At 52.4% G+C, this 12,581-nt stretch carries 22 protein-coding genes; 10 read left to right on the forward strand and 12 right to left on the reverse strand.

The genetic code is table 11. The annotated features are described in order from the left end of the window. Together N434_RS24920 and N434_RS24925 are read right to left on the reverse strand one after the other, a co-directional pair. The coding region (locus N434_RS24920) for an Eco57I restriction-modification methylase domain-containing protein (RefSeq protein ID WP_181424072.1) at positions 1-688 on the reverse strand (688 nt) is incomplete at its 3' end. Continuing rightward, positions 685-1,647 (reverse strand): XamI family restriction endonuclease, encoded by a 963-nt coding sequence (locus N434_RS24925; protein WP_097050042.1) that lies wholly within the window; start codon positions 1,645-1,647, stop codon positions 685-687. The genes N434_RS24925 and N434_RS24920, both read right to left, overlap by 4 nt. Before the next feature lie 701 nt (positions 1,648-2,348). On the opposite strand from N434_RS24925, the gene N434_RS24930 reads away from it, so the two are divergent. The 3 genes from N434_RS24930 to N434_RS24940 all read left to right on the forward strand — a co-directional run bounded on the left by N434_RS24930 (position 2,349) and on the right by N434_RS24940 (position 4,490). After that, positions 2,349-3,410 (forward strand): replication initiator protein A, encoded by a 1,062-nt coding sequence (locus N434_RS24930; RefSeq protein WP_097050041.1) that lies wholly within the window; start codon positions 2,349-2,351, stop codon positions 3,408-3,410. Positions 3,411-3,552: 142 nt separating this feature from the next. After that, positions 3,553-4,206 carry a nucleotide-binding protein gene (locus N434_RS24935; protein ID WP_097050040.1) on the forward strand — a complete coding sequence of 218 codons (654 nt, stop codon included), beginning with the start codon at positions 3,553-3,555 and terminating at the stop codon, positions 4,204-4,206. Beyond that, positions 4,206-4,490: a hypothetical protein gene (locus tag N434_RS24940; protein WP_097050039.1), complete on the forward strand. Its 285-nt coding sequence runs from the start codon at positions 4,206-4,208 to the stop codon at positions 4,488-4,490. Before N434_RS24935 ends, N434_RS24940 begins: the two co-directional genes overlap by 1 nt. A gap of 73 nt (positions 4,491-4,563) precedes the next feature. On the opposite strand, the gene N434_RS24945 is transcribed toward N434_RS24940, so the two are convergent. From N434_RS24945 to N434_RS24955, 3 genes are all read right to left on the reverse strand, one after another. Continuing rightward, the gene (locus N434_RS24945) at positions 4,564-4,923 is read right to left on the reverse strand and encodes a DUF3768 domain-containing protein (protein ID WP_097050038.1); all 360 of its coding nucleotides are present in this window, start codon (positions 4,921-4,923) and stop codon (positions 4,564-4,566) included. A gap of 259 nt (positions 4,924-5,182) precedes the next feature. Continuing rightward, positions 5,183-5,434, reverse strand: a complete 252-nt coding sequence (locus N434_RS24950; protein WP_110760737.1) for a hypothetical protein — start codon at positions 5,432-5,434, stop codon at positions 5,183-5,185. Further along, entirely contained in the window at positions 5,427-6,152 is a 726-nt protein-coding gene (locus N434_RS24955) for a hypothetical protein (RefSeq protein WP_110760738.1), read from the reverse strand. The genes N434_RS24950 and N434_RS24955 overlap by 8 nt, the downstream gene beginning before the upstream one ends. Before the next feature lie 39 nt (positions 6,153-6,191). Here N434_RS24955 and N434_RS24960 point away from each other — a divergent pair, with 39 nt between their 5' ends. Beyond that, positions 6,192-6,662 carry a hypothetical protein gene (locus N434_RS24960; RefSeq protein WP_097050036.1) on the forward strand — a complete coding sequence of 157 codons (471 nt, stop codon included), beginning with the start codon at positions 6,192-6,194 and terminating at the stop codon, positions 6,660-6,662. Positions 6,663-6,686: 24 nt separating this feature from the next. On the opposite strand, the gene N434_RS24965 is transcribed toward N434_RS24960, so the two are convergent. The 3 genes from N434_RS24965 to N434_RS24975 all read right to left on the reverse strand — a co-directional run bounded on the left by N434_RS24965 (position 6,687) and on the right by N434_RS24975 (position 7,697). Further along, positions 6,687-6,929, reverse strand: coding sequence for a hypothetical protein (locus N434_RS24965; RefSeq protein ID WP_097050035.1), 243 nt, complete (start codon positions 6,927-6,929; stop codon positions 6,687-6,689). Positions 6,930-7,143: 214 nt separating this feature from the next. Then, positions 7,144-7,404, reverse strand: coding sequence for a hypothetical protein (locus N434_RS24970; protein WP_097050034.1), 261 nt, complete (start codon positions 7,402-7,404; stop codon positions 7,144-7,146). 17 nt (positions 7,405-7,421) lie between these two features. Then, complete coding sequence (locus tag N434_RS24975; protein WP_141401701.1) at positions 7,422-7,697, reverse strand: hypothetical protein; 276 nt, start codon at positions 7,695-7,697, stop codon at positions 7,422-7,424. A 91-nt stretch (positions 7,698-7,788) separates the two neighbouring features. Between N434_RS24975 and N434_RS24980 the strand changes: the two genes are divergently transcribed. From N434_RS24980 to N434_RS25920, 6 genes are all read left to right on the forward strand, one after another. Continuing rightward, positions 7,789-8,379 (forward strand): tyrosine-type recombinase/integrase, encoded by a 591-nt coding sequence (locus N434_RS24980; protein WP_097050032.1) that lies wholly within the window; start codon positions 7,789-7,791, stop codon positions 8,377-8,379. Continuing rightward, complete coding sequence (locus N434_RS24985) at positions 8,376-8,561, forward strand: hypothetical protein (RefSeq protein ID WP_210206060.1); 186 nt, start codon at positions 8,376-8,378, stop codon at positions 8,559-8,561. Before N434_RS24980 ends, N434_RS24985 begins: the two co-directional genes overlap by 4 nt. Continuing rightward, positions 8,558-9,055 (forward strand): hypothetical protein, encoded by a 498-nt coding sequence (locus N434_RS24990; RefSeq protein WP_097050030.1) that lies wholly within the window; start codon positions 8,558-8,560, stop codon positions 9,053-9,055. Before N434_RS24985 ends, N434_RS24990 begins: the two co-directional genes overlap by 4 nt. A gap of 3 nt (positions 9,056-9,058) precedes the next feature. Further along, a complete protein-coding gene (locus tag N434_RS24995) occupies positions 9,059-9,343 on the forward strand; it encodes a hypothetical protein (RefSeq protein ID WP_110760739.1) in 285 nt (94 codons plus the stop codon). A gap of 214 nt (positions 9,344-9,557) precedes the next feature. After that, positions 9,558-10,004, forward strand: coding sequence for a hypothetical protein (locus N434_RS25660; RefSeq protein WP_141401700.1), 447 nt, complete (start codon positions 9,558-9,560; stop codon positions 10,002-10,004). A 20-nt stretch (positions 10,005-10,024) separates the two neighbouring features. Continuing rightward, complete coding sequence (locus tag N434_RS25920) at positions 10,025-10,189, forward strand: hypothetical protein (RefSeq protein WP_176510706.1); 165 nt, start codon at positions 10,025-10,027, stop codon at positions 10,187-10,189. 114 nt (positions 10,190-10,303) lie between these two features. On the opposite strand, the gene N434_RS25005 is transcribed toward N434_RS25920, so the two are convergent. The 4 genes from N434_RS25005 to N434_RS25925 all read right to left on the reverse strand — a co-directional run. Beyond that, positions 10,304-10,570, reverse strand: a complete 267-nt coding sequence (locus tag N434_RS25005; RefSeq protein WP_110760741.1) for a hypothetical protein — start codon at positions 10,568-10,570, stop codon at positions 10,304-10,306. Between the two features lie 60 nt (positions 10,571-10,630). After that, on the reverse strand, positions 10,631-11,131 hold the full coding sequence (locus N434_RS25010) for a TIR domain-containing protein (protein ID WP_097050045.1): 501 nt from the start codon (positions 11,129-11,131) through the stop codon (positions 10,631-10,633). A gap of 4 nt (positions 11,132-11,135) precedes the next feature. After that, positions 11,136-11,555: a hypothetical protein gene (locus tag N434_RS25015; RefSeq protein ID WP_110760743.1), complete on the reverse strand. Its 420-nt coding sequence runs from the start codon at positions 11,553-11,555 to the stop codon at positions 11,136-11,138. Positions 11,556-11,596: 41 nt separating this feature from the next. Then, positions 11,597-12,581: hypothetical protein (locus N434_RS25925; protein ID WP_210206061.1), on the reverse strand; the 985-nt coding region annotated here is incomplete at its 5' end.

Here is a 12,581-nt window from a genome sequence, read left to right on the forward strand (position 1 = left end):
CCAGCGCATCGGCAAACTGAACGTCATTCGGGTCAAATCGATGGATGTGTAGGAGTGTGACCTTATCCAGCAAATATTTTTTCAAAGCTTGGCCGTAGTTCACGTCCATGAATTCGCTCGGTATCAACCAGCCGGAAATCGCATCGGGAGCCAACCATTGATGCGATAGACCTACAAAATGACAATAAAGCCCTGCAAGTCCAGAAAACCGCGCGCCGCTTGATTCCATAGAAAGCTGTTGCAATCGGGTCTTTTGCTCAGTGGTCATGTGATGATGGCGAACATAGGGCGGATTACAGATCAAGAGATTGAAGCGGGGTTCGAACTGTTGCTCTGTAAAGTCGGCGATATCGATATGAAGGTTTGTTTTCTTCCATAATTCCAAAGCAGGCTTTCTGTAGTGCGGATCGATCTCAAAGCCCTTTGCTTCCTTGATCCTGCCGCGCGGGAACTCTCTCAGCAGTGCCGAATAGAACGACCCAGTTCCAATGGCCGGATCGAAAAAACGAACTTGGCCACGGGATGGCAACAGTCCTCTTGCATAAGCCAGAATGTCAGAAGCTAATGCAGTTGGCGTAGCGAACTGCCCAAGTCGGTTTCTATCTTGAGATGTTTTCACCTCATCTAACTGGCTCTGCAATTCAATCCGAGACTTTTCTAGCCGACCGATATCGATAGCCTTGCTCATATCCCGAACTCCGCAAGATCATCAATCCGATGTTCCCAAACCCAATCAATACCCTCCGCTGCCTCATAACCGAGATAACCGCTATCGAAATATCCGCATAGAAAAAGGTTGAACTGGACGGAATCACCATAGTTGCTTCGAAGCTGTGCCATTTTCATAGCTTCCTCTTTCCGTCGTTTATTGGTGTTCGTGAAATCGCCTGCCGACTTCGCCTCGAAAAAGATCGGTAGTTCGTCCGGCGACGAGTTCAATGGCTTGATGATCGCGTCGACTGGAATGTTGACTGTTTTTTGCCCACCTTCGAGCTTGACAGGCACGTTTAGACGAAAGCTAAAGGTGCCTTTCGGCATCGCATCGAACTTTGTTCCCTCCCCGCTTCGAAGCTCCCTATATCCCCGTGCTTCTAGCCACGATTTGATCTCGGCCAACTGTCGTTGTTCTTGAGCATTTCGAATTATCGGGTTGGACACTGCTCCGCATAGACGATCAGCAACGATAGTAGCTGCGCGATGCAATTCTGCATCTGTTGCGGCCTGCTCACGGCCTAACCAGACAAAAATATCAGGATCGGCTATCTTCTCGATGATCGTTCCTATTTTCTTTAAATCTTGTTCCAATGCATGAGCAGACATTCGCGGTGGAATCGACTGTTTTTTCTCCATTGTTTTTACGAGGTTTGGCGACACACCAGCGAGGCCTATCAATCGATCAACGGCAATAGGCGGACATGTCGCCATTCTTAGGGTTGGCAGAACTTCAGGATGATTTCTCAGTATTGCGGGAGCGATATCCGTCATGTTGGCAGTCGACACAAGGGTCTGTTCTACGTCCTTGGTCGTCTTAATCCGCGTTTCTCGAAAAGCTTTTGGTGCGAATTTCATAAACCAGTCGTTGTACATATCGACTGATTGCGCGATGTCCGTTTTCCAATTCTGTGGCTTATCAAGATTTACGGGCATCGTGGTCGGTTTCTTCTTGCTCTTTTCTGTATTGCGCCCACATCTCCTCGAATATTTGCTATATGATGATGACCTGTCGATTAGTCGTCAAGGTGAATTTGAAATTTATTCACATTCCCTTGGAGAGACGCGCCGCAGGCGTGGCTCTTAGCGTTAGCGACATTCCCTCGGAGCCGACACTTTCAGAATTACAGTGCGCGCGCAGCGGTAGTCACCCCGTAGGGGTCGTAACGGAGCGAAGCGTAGTGGAGAACCGCGAAGCGGTTGACAGAGTGAGCACGCTTGTATGCTCTTGGTCGGATCAGAGGGAGCTTGCGACCGTTTTAATTAACGCCGCGTCAAAGGCGCGACATTGTTTAGGCCGATGCGTAGCATCGGGGCGGAGTGAGCAAAGCGAACGGAGGGCAGGAGTTTTTGTTTTCCACACACTCGCCCCTGTGTTTTTAATGTTTAAAAATAGTTTAGTGTAGTGTTACGCCGTGGATAAAACGCCGCAAGTATCGGAAAAATAACGCGAATTATTTTCCACATGTTCCTAAAACCCCGAAAATGCGTTCCTGATACCCCGAAAAAGTGTTCTTGATACCCCGAATTTTCGTTCTTGATACCCCGAAGCAAAAAAGCAAGTTTTCCACAGTCAAAGTGCGGTCTTAAAACCCCGAACCGTTGACAGCGTTCCCAAAACCCCGAATGATTGCGGCATGGTTCCTGAAACCCCGAATAATCAACACCTAACAGCCGAAAAACACCCGCAGCAAGATTTGTTCATCTGCGACGTTGCAGACGCGATCCTAAAGGACGTTATGCAGCAGATGGAACACCCCTTTTACTCGCTCTCTAAGAAGCCTGTAACGACGATCCGAGAATATCGGAACGGTAACAACTGGCTCAAAATTACGCCCTCTGTGCAAGGTCTGGCAACGATCTACGACAAGGATTTGCTGATCTACGCAATTTCACAGCTTATGGCGAAGCTCAATCGCGGCGAAGAAATCAATCCGCGTGTTCGAATCAACTGTCATGAGTTCTTGGTATTCACCAATCGAGGGACAGGCGGCAAAGACTACAAGGCACTGGTGGAAGCGTTAGAACGCCTGCGCGGAACGTCCATAAGCACCAACATTCGCACAGGCGATGAAGAACAAATAGACGTATTCGGCCTGATCGATAAAGGCACAGTGCGCCGGAAACACGGTCTTGATGGGCGTTTGCTGTGGGTCGAGATTGTGTTATCTGAATGGGTTTTCAACGCGGTCAAGGCAAAGGAAGTCCTGACGCTAAACCGCGATTACTTCCGGCTTGGTAAGCCCTATGAACGCCGAGCCTACGAGGTTGCGCGAAAAGGCTGCGGTCGCAAAAAGGAATGGAAAATCGGCCTTGAAAAGCTCCGCAAGAAGATGGGCGCAACCAGTCCACTGCGAAAATTTCGATTTTTCATGAACGAGCTGGCCGAACGCGATCACCTACCCGATTACACAGTCGAAGTTGAAGGCAACAACGTGATCTTTTCGAACCGTGTTGCGTGGTGGAAAGAAAGCTCCGAAAGCGCCCTCCCCGCTCCGCGTTTTCGCACCACAGACACGTATGAGCGAGCAAAACGGTTCATCCCCCGCGATCAAAGCGTCTATGACTGGGAAAACGATTGGGTGCAGTACTGGCGCGATAGCGGCTGCCCTACCCTGCAATCGCCTGACGCAGCGTTCATAGGATTTTGCAAATCCCGATACATACGACTCGGCGGCAAAGTAGAAACAATCAGGTAACCGGATAGCCTGCTATCCTGCTATGTGGATAACCCGTTATCCGGTCTTCCGAATATCCCGCTATCGTGATAACCTGCTATCATTGCTTCCGGTTAACCTGCTAACAGGATAGCCGGATATCACGAAAACAGGGTAACAGGTCATGACATACAAACTCGCAATGGTCGCGCAGAAAGGTGGGGTCGGAAAATCCACCCTTGCGCGGATCATCGCCGTAGAAGCCACAAAAGGCGGTCTACGGACGAAAATCGCCGATTTGGACACGCAGCAAACAACCTGCGTGAAATGGACAGCGAGAAGGGCGCAAAACGGTATCGAACCTCAAATTCGCGCTGAACCATTCCGCACGGTCGACCAAGCCTTGCAAGATGCGCCGAGCTTCGATTTATACATCTTCGACGGTGCGCCGCATTCCTCCGTTGAGACACAGAAAGCCTGTCAGGCCGCCGATATGGTGGTTATTCCAACCAGTGAAGGCATAGACGACCTCGAACCCTCGGTAGTCCTTGCGAATAACTTGCTGAAAGAGGGCATTCCCGCCTCAAAAATCGCGTTTGCGCTGTGCATCACGTCAGATAGCGACCGAGAGATTGCAGGGGCGCGGGATTATCTCGGCCAAACGCCTTACAACGTCCTCGCCGGAGAAATCCCGTTCCGTTCGGCCTTCAAAACCTCGATGGATAAGGGAAAGGCGATCAACGAAACCTCATTCCCAACGCTGCGAAAACGAGCCGATGCGATGGCTCAAAGCATCATTGACGCGGTAGCCGCTGCCGCAGATCGTGAGGTCGCGTAATGGCCGATCTAACGAAACTCAAGAGCCACGCCGACAAAGGCGCACCGCCCACCGTAGAAACCAAGCGCGACAAGGGCAGCCCGCCATCGGAAACGAACGACAACCTAAACAAACCGCCGCGCGAGGCTCCGGTAAAGAAAACAAAAATAGAATTTTCCGTGCCTGAGCACATGGCAAATGAGTTTTCGCAAGAGGCGGGGCAACGTTTCGGTTTCAAGAAAGGCTCGAAAAGCGACATGTTCATAGCTATGTGGCAGGAATACCAAGACCGCAAAGCCGGATAACCGGATAGCCTGCTATCTCGAAAAACCCTGCGCCTGGTCAAAGTCGATTTGACCAAGCCGCAGGGGGCAGAGATCAATACTCGCTCGCAAGCATGATCGTTAAAACGCGGTGCGTTTGGCTCGGATCGGCGGGGTTTTCGCTGCCGTGCATCATGTCTGCGGCGTAGTAGTCGATCTTCCAGAAGAACTTGTCGCCGTTGTGGGTGAAAGCCCCGAAATCGTGCTCGCCGTGCGGGTCGTTGTCCTCGGTAAAGTCTGAAAACTCGCGCACCTGCTGAAAAACGGCTTGTTTGTCGCCGTCTGAAAGTCCGTCCACGCCTTGGGTGTAGACGATTTGGCCTTTCAGATCGGTATGCTTGCCCGTGAGCTTAGCTACGCGGAAAAGGTCGTTCTGATCGCGTATTTTGGCGGTTTGTGAGGTGGTATCGGTCATTTTCACATCTCCTTGGTTGGTGGTTTCCGATGCGGAGATGCGAAGCCGTCCGGTCGCCGGACGGATCACAGGGGCAACACGTTTATGCGGGCAGCCCCTTGAACCGTTTGGCAGGTCGGTTAGCAGATTTGGAGAGTAGGAAACCCATCAAGGGGATTGACCGGACGGCCTGAACACGAAAAGCAGCCTCTAGGAAGCCCGCACAGACGTTTTTCGGGGGTAGGGCAGGGCATCCGTACCAAAACATACCGAAATCGGCCTACACGGGCTTGTGTGGCCTCGCTATGGCAGCGTCAACGGCGTTCATCTGCTCAAGCTGGCCGATCACCGAAGCGATGAAATCGGCCTGTGTATACCGTCCGGCCTCCGCTTGCTCGATCTCCTGACCGATTACCGAAAGCATGAGGGCGCATTGACGTGGTATCCGGTGCGGGTCTTGATCCGCAAAGCGGATGCGCCAAAGGGAGCGGGCGAGGGCATCCGCTTCGGCTAATGGTCTGTCGTTACTCATGCTCTATGCCGTCCTCGTCGCGCTCAATTTCAAGGCGTTGTTGCCTCATATCGTGCCAAAGCTGCCGTTCTTCGTCGCTGTCAAATTCCGGCTCTTTGAAGTCCTCCGACAGCGAATAATCGTCGGCTTCAAGCTCGGCGCGTTGGTCGGCCATGTCCTGCGCTAATTGACTGTCGAGCGCATCGAGGGCGGTATGTTCCAGCTCCTCGCGGTCGTGTGCCTTTTGGTCTTCGTCGCGTTCGCGCTCATCCAATACCTTCGCCCGCAAAGCTCGTTTTTCAACTTCCTTGTGTTCGCGCTCTTTGTCCTTCTCGCGGTCGGTTCGCTCAACTTCCTGCTTTGCCGCTGCCTGTTTGGATTTGAACGCCTCGGCGCGACTATGCACTTGCGCAAGCTTCTGCTTTTGCACGTTGCTCTTGGCCGTCACCACACCATCAAGCCGGGCTGCGGCTTCGTCGCTGCCCTGCGCCTCAATCAAGGCTTGATTCTCCTGCTCGTCCTTAGCTTGCGCGGCTTCCATTTCGGTGCGTTCCTGACCTTCGCCAGTGTTCACCGCACTGTCCCCCAATCCCCGCGCTTCTAGCTGCTCATCCAGTACCCAATCAGGGGCTTTCGCATACAAGGCGCGTATATCCTGCTTCCAGCGGTCGCGGGCGTGTTCGAGGTTCTTATCTGCCGCCCAAGCCTCGTGTTTTGCGTCGGCATGTTTGCTGCGCAAGATGTACCGATAAAACCAGCCCGAATGGTCGTCTAGGTATTGCTGTGCTTCGCGCTGCTCCTGCTCAAGTTTGGGAATCTGCCAATACTCGCGACGTTCCTCGATGCGCTCTTGTCGGCGGTTCTCGAAGGCAAGAAAACGCTGCTGTTTCTCATAGGCTGCGCGTTCTTCCTCGGCGGCTTTCTGTGCCTCGTATTTCGGGGCTTTCTCCGGCTGCTCTGCTGCGGGTTGCTCCGTGGCCTCTGCGAACTCCGGCGTTACTTCGGCGGCTTTGTCGTCCGCTTCAAAGGCTGCTTTTCGCTCGGCGGCCAGCTTGTCGGGGTCGGGCAGGGCGTCATGCGCTGCTCGCCCGCTTCCATCGCTTTGATGTCCTCCGGCTCTTTGCCAAGCTTATCGGCAAGCCGCTGCACTGATAGGCCGCGCTCTGCCCGCCACGCTGTAAGCTGCTCTCCGGTCATTTTCTTGAATGGGTTCATCAGCGACACTTTCAAAGAAAAGGCTACCGAGTGAAACCCGGTAGCCTGTGCGGGGGGATCATGAACGAGGTGCATTGTCGCGTTGGCGAATTTCCTCATGCGCGAGGCCGAGAAGGTGCGCAGCTTTGAGGCAGTCCCGACCGTTTAGGCCGTGGGTTTTTTTGTACTCGTCGCCGTCCTTGTACGTGCGTTCAACAGTCACGCTGTAGAAGGTTTTCGGCTCGTCGTCGCTGGTTTGGTTCGCCCATACTGCAACCTCGACCGGATAATCCTTGAATGATTTGATGGGTTTGTCTGACATTGTTTTAGCTCCTGTAGGTTCGTTGATAACGAGAACCTTTCTGCAAGCCGGGTCTTTCGAATTCATAGAATTTTATTGCGTAGCAACCCGTTAGGGCGGGTCAAATTCGTCATTGATATTCGAAAAACCCTGCGGGCATTCTCGTAAAGCCGATGTTCCGCACGGCAGCGGGCTTGTGAGTTTTCCTCGGTTTTGCGCTGATTTCGCTCATAGGCTAATCGTCAAACATGCCGTGGTCATAGTCGTAATTGTCCACGTCGCGGCCTTCACGCTCGGCGGTTTCTTTGACTTGGGCGATGTGCAGTTTTGCCATTCGTACCTGTTCCTCAAGGTCGGCGCGGTGCTGATCCATCGCCACGCTTTTTCCCTGCTCCGGCAAGCCGTCGAGTTCTTCCTGCTTCTCGTCAACGATTTCGTTGTAGAGCTTGATTTGTTCCTCTAGGTTGTCGTTGGCTTTTTCTTCAAACGGCCACATTAGACACGCCCCTTAGATTATTCATCGCCTATGCCTATATCGCGGTCAACGCTGTGCGCCCGCTCCTGCCCAACGTCGGCGCGTTGGTCGGCCATATCCTGCGCCAACTGTGCAAGGTGCTGTTCTTCGGAAATGACGGGATCAGGCAGCGAGGCCAAACGTGCGGCTTCGTCACGCGATGCAAGCTCGACGGTGCTAATGCCTTGCGCCTGAGCTCGCGCCGCATCGGTTTCGGCTCTGCTCATCCGGTCGATGCTTTCCCATCGATCTTTTGACGATAATTTGTTGCTCATAGAAAGCGATATACAGTCGTTTAGTCTGGTAAGCTGTTACGATAGGTGATATATAGTCCTTTATCAAGAAAAAGGACTGTATTCCGACAAAATGTCTGCAAAACGCCCTATCGACATTCTCACCCCTGCCGAAGTGCGGAAACTGATTAACCAGTGTTCCAGACGCGCCCCGACAGGCATCAGGGACGCGGCCTTAATTGCGGTGCTGTATCGGTGCGGTCTGCGGATCAGTGAAGCCCTTGCGCTCTATGAGCGCGATATCAACGGCGAACGCGGCACGATCCGAATACATGACGGCAAAGGCCATAAGCCCCGAACGGTCGGCCTCGATAATACGGCCTTCGGACTGCTTGATCTTTGGTTTCGCAAAAAGGATCGCTTGAAGCTGAACAAACGCACCACACCAATTTTCTGCACCCTCAAGGGCGATCCCATTGCCTCGCAAGCCAATATCCGCGACATGCTGAAACGTCGCGCCAAGAAAGCCGGAATTGACAAGCGTGTACACCCGCACGGCCTCCGGCACACACATGCAATGGAACTCATTGCAGACGAAAAAACCCCGCTCAATGCCCTGCAAAAACAGCTAGGGCATGGAAGCCTTGCAACCACGTCTGAATATGTCGATCACCTTGGGGCAGATGAGGTAATCGAAATCGGCAGGGATCGGGCAGAATGGTGAAAGCTTTGGAAAGCGTCAAACAGTCGATTTTGACCACCATCAAGGCCAAGGGCATCGAGGTTGCCGAAAAGCGGTATATCGAAGCCCTGCCCGCCCTGAGTAGCGAACAGCGGCAAATGCGGCGGCTATTCGCACAGCTTGAGCAAAACCAAAACGGCAAGTGGGGTTTCAGACCGGAATGAAAAAAATACTCTGCGGCCTGTTGTTGCTATCTATACCTGCCCTCGCCTCGCAACCCTCTGGAAAGCCTGATTATTGGGAAAATGTCCTGCTCGACGTGGCGCGGGTTGCTAACGGGCTGTGGGTCTATCCAGATACGGGGATGCGCAATGACGGATCGCGGCATTTCCGGTTTTCCATTATCCCGAACGCCTACACCGGATCGGCGATGTTGGAAATTCTGATAGATGTGCCAGAAGGCCAAAACCCTGAACCTGTCGTTTACAAATTCGACTATGACGGCATCGAGTACCCAATTGCCGATTACGTGTACCGCAACGGCAATCAATACTTTGTCTATCTGCCAGAATTGCAGGCGCACCGTAGAGTGGAATTTTCCCTCGGCCTAAAAAACACCAGCTTTACGCACTATCGCGTCTCGGCCATTCTCACCGTGGACAGCGGCCAAAAATCAGATGAATGGATCGGCTATATACGCCGTGAGTTTGGATCGTAGGTCGTGGGCGTGCATCCGATACTTGGCGAGGCCGTTCAAAGTGAAATTATCGCTTTCAAAGAGGCGGGGTTAGATATCGCGGATCGGGTCTACGCTCGGCCAATTCTTGAACGCTGCGTCCCTGAAACCTTCCCTGATACTGTCCGGCAAGAGTGCGATTGGTGGATAGAAAACGTGGGTGAGCCTGCTTACGGTTGCCCCTACTCCGACACCATGCGAGAAAATTTCTACGCTGTAATGATCGAAGCTCTTGGCAAAGCGTTTTACATTGAAGGCTTTTGCGAATGAAGCCCATTCCACAAGACCTATGGGATGAACTCGACCGAATAGACGGGGAAACCGTCATAGAGGGCGCGGAGCTTGAAAACTGGCGTACTGAGTGCCGATATCAGGCCGAAAGTCACCCCGATATCGAACGGCGTTCAATCTTCCACGGGGCAGCCGTCGCGGAAAAGATCACCCGTAAGCAAGCTCGCCTTGTCGCATCGCTCGCCGTGTATTCATGACCAACCCGCACCCGTTTCAAAATGATATTTGGGTGCTGAAACTCATGCGCCGCAACATTCCGCGCAACGTGGCCGTGTCCGTCGCCCGCACCATTGCCCGCCGTGTTGCTGAACTCCCAGCCTATCAACGCGCCGAATACCTGCGCACGGTAAGCACTCCGGCGCAAATCGTTGGCCGTGTGCCTCCCGAATTGAAAGGAGAAATACCGCCCGCGCCTCCGGCACGGTTTTTTTATAATCGGTTTTGGCTGCGGAAGTTTCAAAGCTGGGGCTTGTCCTACGTCGTCGCTGGCCTATTCGCCCAGCACATTGCCGAAAAGTGCTATCGGCAATCACCGGAAAAACAAGCCTTCATCCTGCGACAATGGAACCGACCAGAAATCCTACGCCGAAAAATTCCGCTGCTTCGTCGATTGCGCCGAAAATTCAGAAAATCGGTTTAGCCTGGTCGAATGGCGAAGCCATGAAAACCAAGCTAAAACGCGGGTTACTTCTGGGTTTCCTGATGACCGTCGCCCTGTCTGGCTGCGAGCAAAACGAATGGGGCTGTGAGCCTTGGGAGTTCGAGTATCTGGAAGGAGAGGAAGCGCGGGAAGCCTTGCGGCTGTATGGCAACGTGAAACCATGAAGGCCAAGCGAAAAGGACAAGGCGATTTTTTAAGCTGGTTAGCGAAAGCGTAGTGCCAGCCGGAACGCGCTAGCGTGTAAGGCGTTATCTTGAAAATATCGGCGCTGGCCTGTGTCATTCGGTCAGCCGTTGTTGTCCACGTTGCCGCACTTCGTTGGCCTTGAGTGCCAAGCCTTCGGCAATCGCAAACTCACTGAACCCAAGCAATTCGAGTTCCATCACCAAAGCCCGCAAATCCTCATGTGTTGCCACGGCATTGCGGTCGGCTGCCGCCGTCTTTCTCAATTCCTTGGTTTCGATTAGCGGGAAAAAATCGCCTTGTCCTGCGGGTTCTTGGCTGGTGCGTTTGAATAGTCGTCCCTGTCTAACTTGCCTCCACATTGATTTGCTTTCTTGTTGTTCTTCTCAAAAACACAGTACACGAACGGATTTAAGAGAAAATTAATTGTCCTTACGGATTTTGTTGGCCTCTGCGACTGCATTCGCTAGATGCTGCTTTATCCAGTTGTATCGCTCTTGGCTGTTCAATCCTTTAGGGTCGTAACACTTCACAATCGAAGACAGTTTTTTGCCTGTGTTGCCGTAGCCAATATCCGCAAATGGGTTTTTGCCTTTTGTAGACACTTTCCCGTCTGAATTTTTCAGACCGTGAATATGGACACCAACCACGCCCATGCCATCGTTCCATGATTTAATGATTTCGTGCTTAATCCATTTGCGTCCGGCGGTGTTTGTACCCACCAAAACGACCGTACAAGAACGACCTTTCATCTGGTCGGCAATCCATTTCTTGATCGCCGTGTCCCCGCCTTTCTTCACAGTTTCCCAATCGTTATCCGGTGCAGGCTTATTGCCCTCAATCGCGCCGATGTTGCGCACGGTTGCCGCGCGCCAGTTGTCCGGTGTGTAGTGAAAACTATAAAAAGCCCTGTGCTTTGCCATAGCGTTACCCCTGTGCTTTGAGTGTTAAGACCATGACAACAACAACCGCAGAAATCAGTACGCCATGAAACAGAATGAGTGTCTTGGAGAGTGTCGCACCCGCCCATGTCGGGCGGTCATCGCCTTTGATGACACTCGTATCCATAGAAAAATCGACCTCATCATCAGGCAACACGCGCACCTGATCATAGAGCTTGCGAAAAAGCTGTTCTTGCCAAAGGAAAAAGCCGTCCAGCCCCCAAAATATAATCGCCGGAATGTAGGCAAGGTATACGAAGGCGGATCGGCTATCGGCGGCGGAAAGTGCAAATAACGCAGAAACGAGAACAACACTCCACTCCTTCAATAAAAACGAGTTTGTAGACAGGCGGTTAATAACGCCTTGTATCAACTCTAAGTGTTTGTGCTTCCGTTCATCGGCCATCATTGCTCTCTTTCATACGTCCCTAAAAACCGTTCGCCCTTTCAAGCTGTTGCAGTTTCTAGATTCATTTCGCGTTGCCTGAACAATGGCTCTGGCGATATTTCCGCAATCTCTGGAACTGGTACATTGGCTAGTTCTTTGGGTTCAAGCTTGTGAAGGCCTCCGCCGTAAACTCTGCCCTCTCCTAACAACCTCTCCGCGCTTATCCGATTCAGTGCCTTCCATATCGGCCTAATTAGTTTTGGATTGGCGTTTAGAACTCGCTCCATAAGCGGGGTCGGGTACATAGCCAGATAGACGTTTGCGACGGTTGCCCGCGACTCATTGAGAATGAAACGAAACGGTCGCCCGTTCTTGGCATCACCCCGACCGAGATAGGTGCAAACGATTGGCGCGGGTGGGCGTTTCTCTTGTGCATACCACCGTGCCCGATGACGGCATAAATAACCCTCATGGTGTCCTTGTGCTCGGCCTTCTTCAAGGTAACTCCACAAGGTCGGGTGTCTGTGTTTGATTTCATCCTCGGGCATATCAGGATCAAGCAAAAACAGCCTCCGCCCTAGAACCGGATAGCCATCATCATCCGCGCGGACTTCATCGACTTTGAGATAACGAGGACTAGGCAAGATCGGCCTGAAACACTCCATTGGCAGGTCACGTTCCGCGATCTCATCCTCATCAAGAATAAAATACTTGTTGTTGCCAGTCGCTAAACCCCGCTTGATCGCAAAAAAATCTGAAATCGTTGGCACATCGGATACAGCACGCACGCCTGCCGCCGGAAACCTCGTCCATTTCTTTTCCAAGGCTAACGCCGTCACGGGAATATCTCTTTCTCGTGCAGGCTCTTGGAGAGTCCCCCCGTATGTGAACTGGACAACATGTCCACGCGGCGGCGGTGCATTGCGAAACCAGACAACAGCGGATGAAACCAGCGCATCGGCAAACTGAACGTCATTCGGGTCAAATCGATGGATGTGTAGGAGTGTGACCTTATCCAGCAAATATTTTTTCAAAGCTTGGCCG

The sequence above is a fragment of the Rhizobium sp. UGM030330-04 genome (assembly GCF_003208455.1).
GTDB classification, from domain to species: Bacteria; Pseudomonadota; Alphaproteobacteria; order Rhizobiales; family Rhizobiaceae; genus Agrobacterium; species Agrobacterium rhizogenes_A.

Coding starts and splice junctions, on each gene's coding strand:
- N434_RS24925 (WP_097050042.1), bottom strand. CDS start 1,647: ATGCCCGTAAATCTTGATAAGCCACAGAATTGGAAAACGGACATCGCG.
- N434_RS24930 (WP_097050041.1), top strand. CDS start 2,349: ATGGTTCCTGAAACCCCGAATAATCAACACCTAACAGCCGAAAAACAC.
- N434_RS24935 (WP_097050040.1), top strand. CDS start 3,553: ATGACATACAAACTCGCAATGGTCGCGCAGAAAGGTGGGGTCGGAAAA.
- N434_RS24940 (WP_097050039.1), top strand. CDS start 4,206: ATGGCCGATCTAACGAAACTCAAGAGCCACGCCGACAAAGGCGCACCG.
- N434_RS24945 (WP_097050038.1), bottom strand. CDS start 4,923: ATGACCGATACCACCTCACAAACCGCCAAAATACGCGATCAGAACGAC.
- N434_RS24950 (WP_110760737.1), bottom strand. CDS start 5,434: ATGAGTAACGACAGACCATTAGCCGAAGCGGATGCCCTCGCCCGCTCC.
- N434_RS24965 (WP_097050035.1), bottom strand. CDS start 6,929: ATGTCAGACAAACCCATCAAATCATTCAAGGATTATCCGGTCGAGGTT.
- N434_RS24970 (WP_097050034.1), bottom strand. CDS start 7,404: ATGTGGCCGTTTGAAGAAAAAGCCAACGACAACCTAGAGGAACAAATC.
- N434_RS24975 (WP_141401701.1), bottom strand. CDS start 7,697: ATGAGCAACAAATTATCGTCAAAAGATCGATGGGAAAGCATCGACCGG.
- N434_RS24980 (WP_097050032.1), top strand. CDS start 7,789: ATGTCTGCAAAACGCCCTATCGACATTCTCACCCCTGCCGAAGTGCGG.
- N434_RS24990 (WP_097050030.1), top strand. CDS start 8,558: ATGAAAAAAATACTCTGCGGCCTGTTGTTGCTATCTATACCTGCCCTC.
- N434_RS25660 (WP_141401700.1), top strand. CDS start 9,558: ATGACCAACCCGCACCCGTTTCAAAATGATATTTGGGTGCTGAAACTC.
- N434_RS25920 (WP_176510706.1), top strand. CDS start 10,025: ATGAAAACCAAGCTAAAACGCGGGTTACTTCTGGGTTTCCTGATGACC.
- N434_RS25005 (WP_110760741.1), bottom strand. CDS start 10,570: ATGTGGAGGCAAGTTAGACAGGGACGACTATTCAAACGCACCAGCCAA.
- N434_RS25010 (WP_097050045.1), bottom strand. CDS start 11,131: ATGGCAAAGCACAGGGCTTTTTATAGTTTTCACTACACACCGGACAAC.
- N434_RS25015 (WP_110760743.1), bottom strand. CDS start 11,555: ATGGCCGATGAACGGAAGCACAAACACTTAGAGTTGATACAAGGCGTT.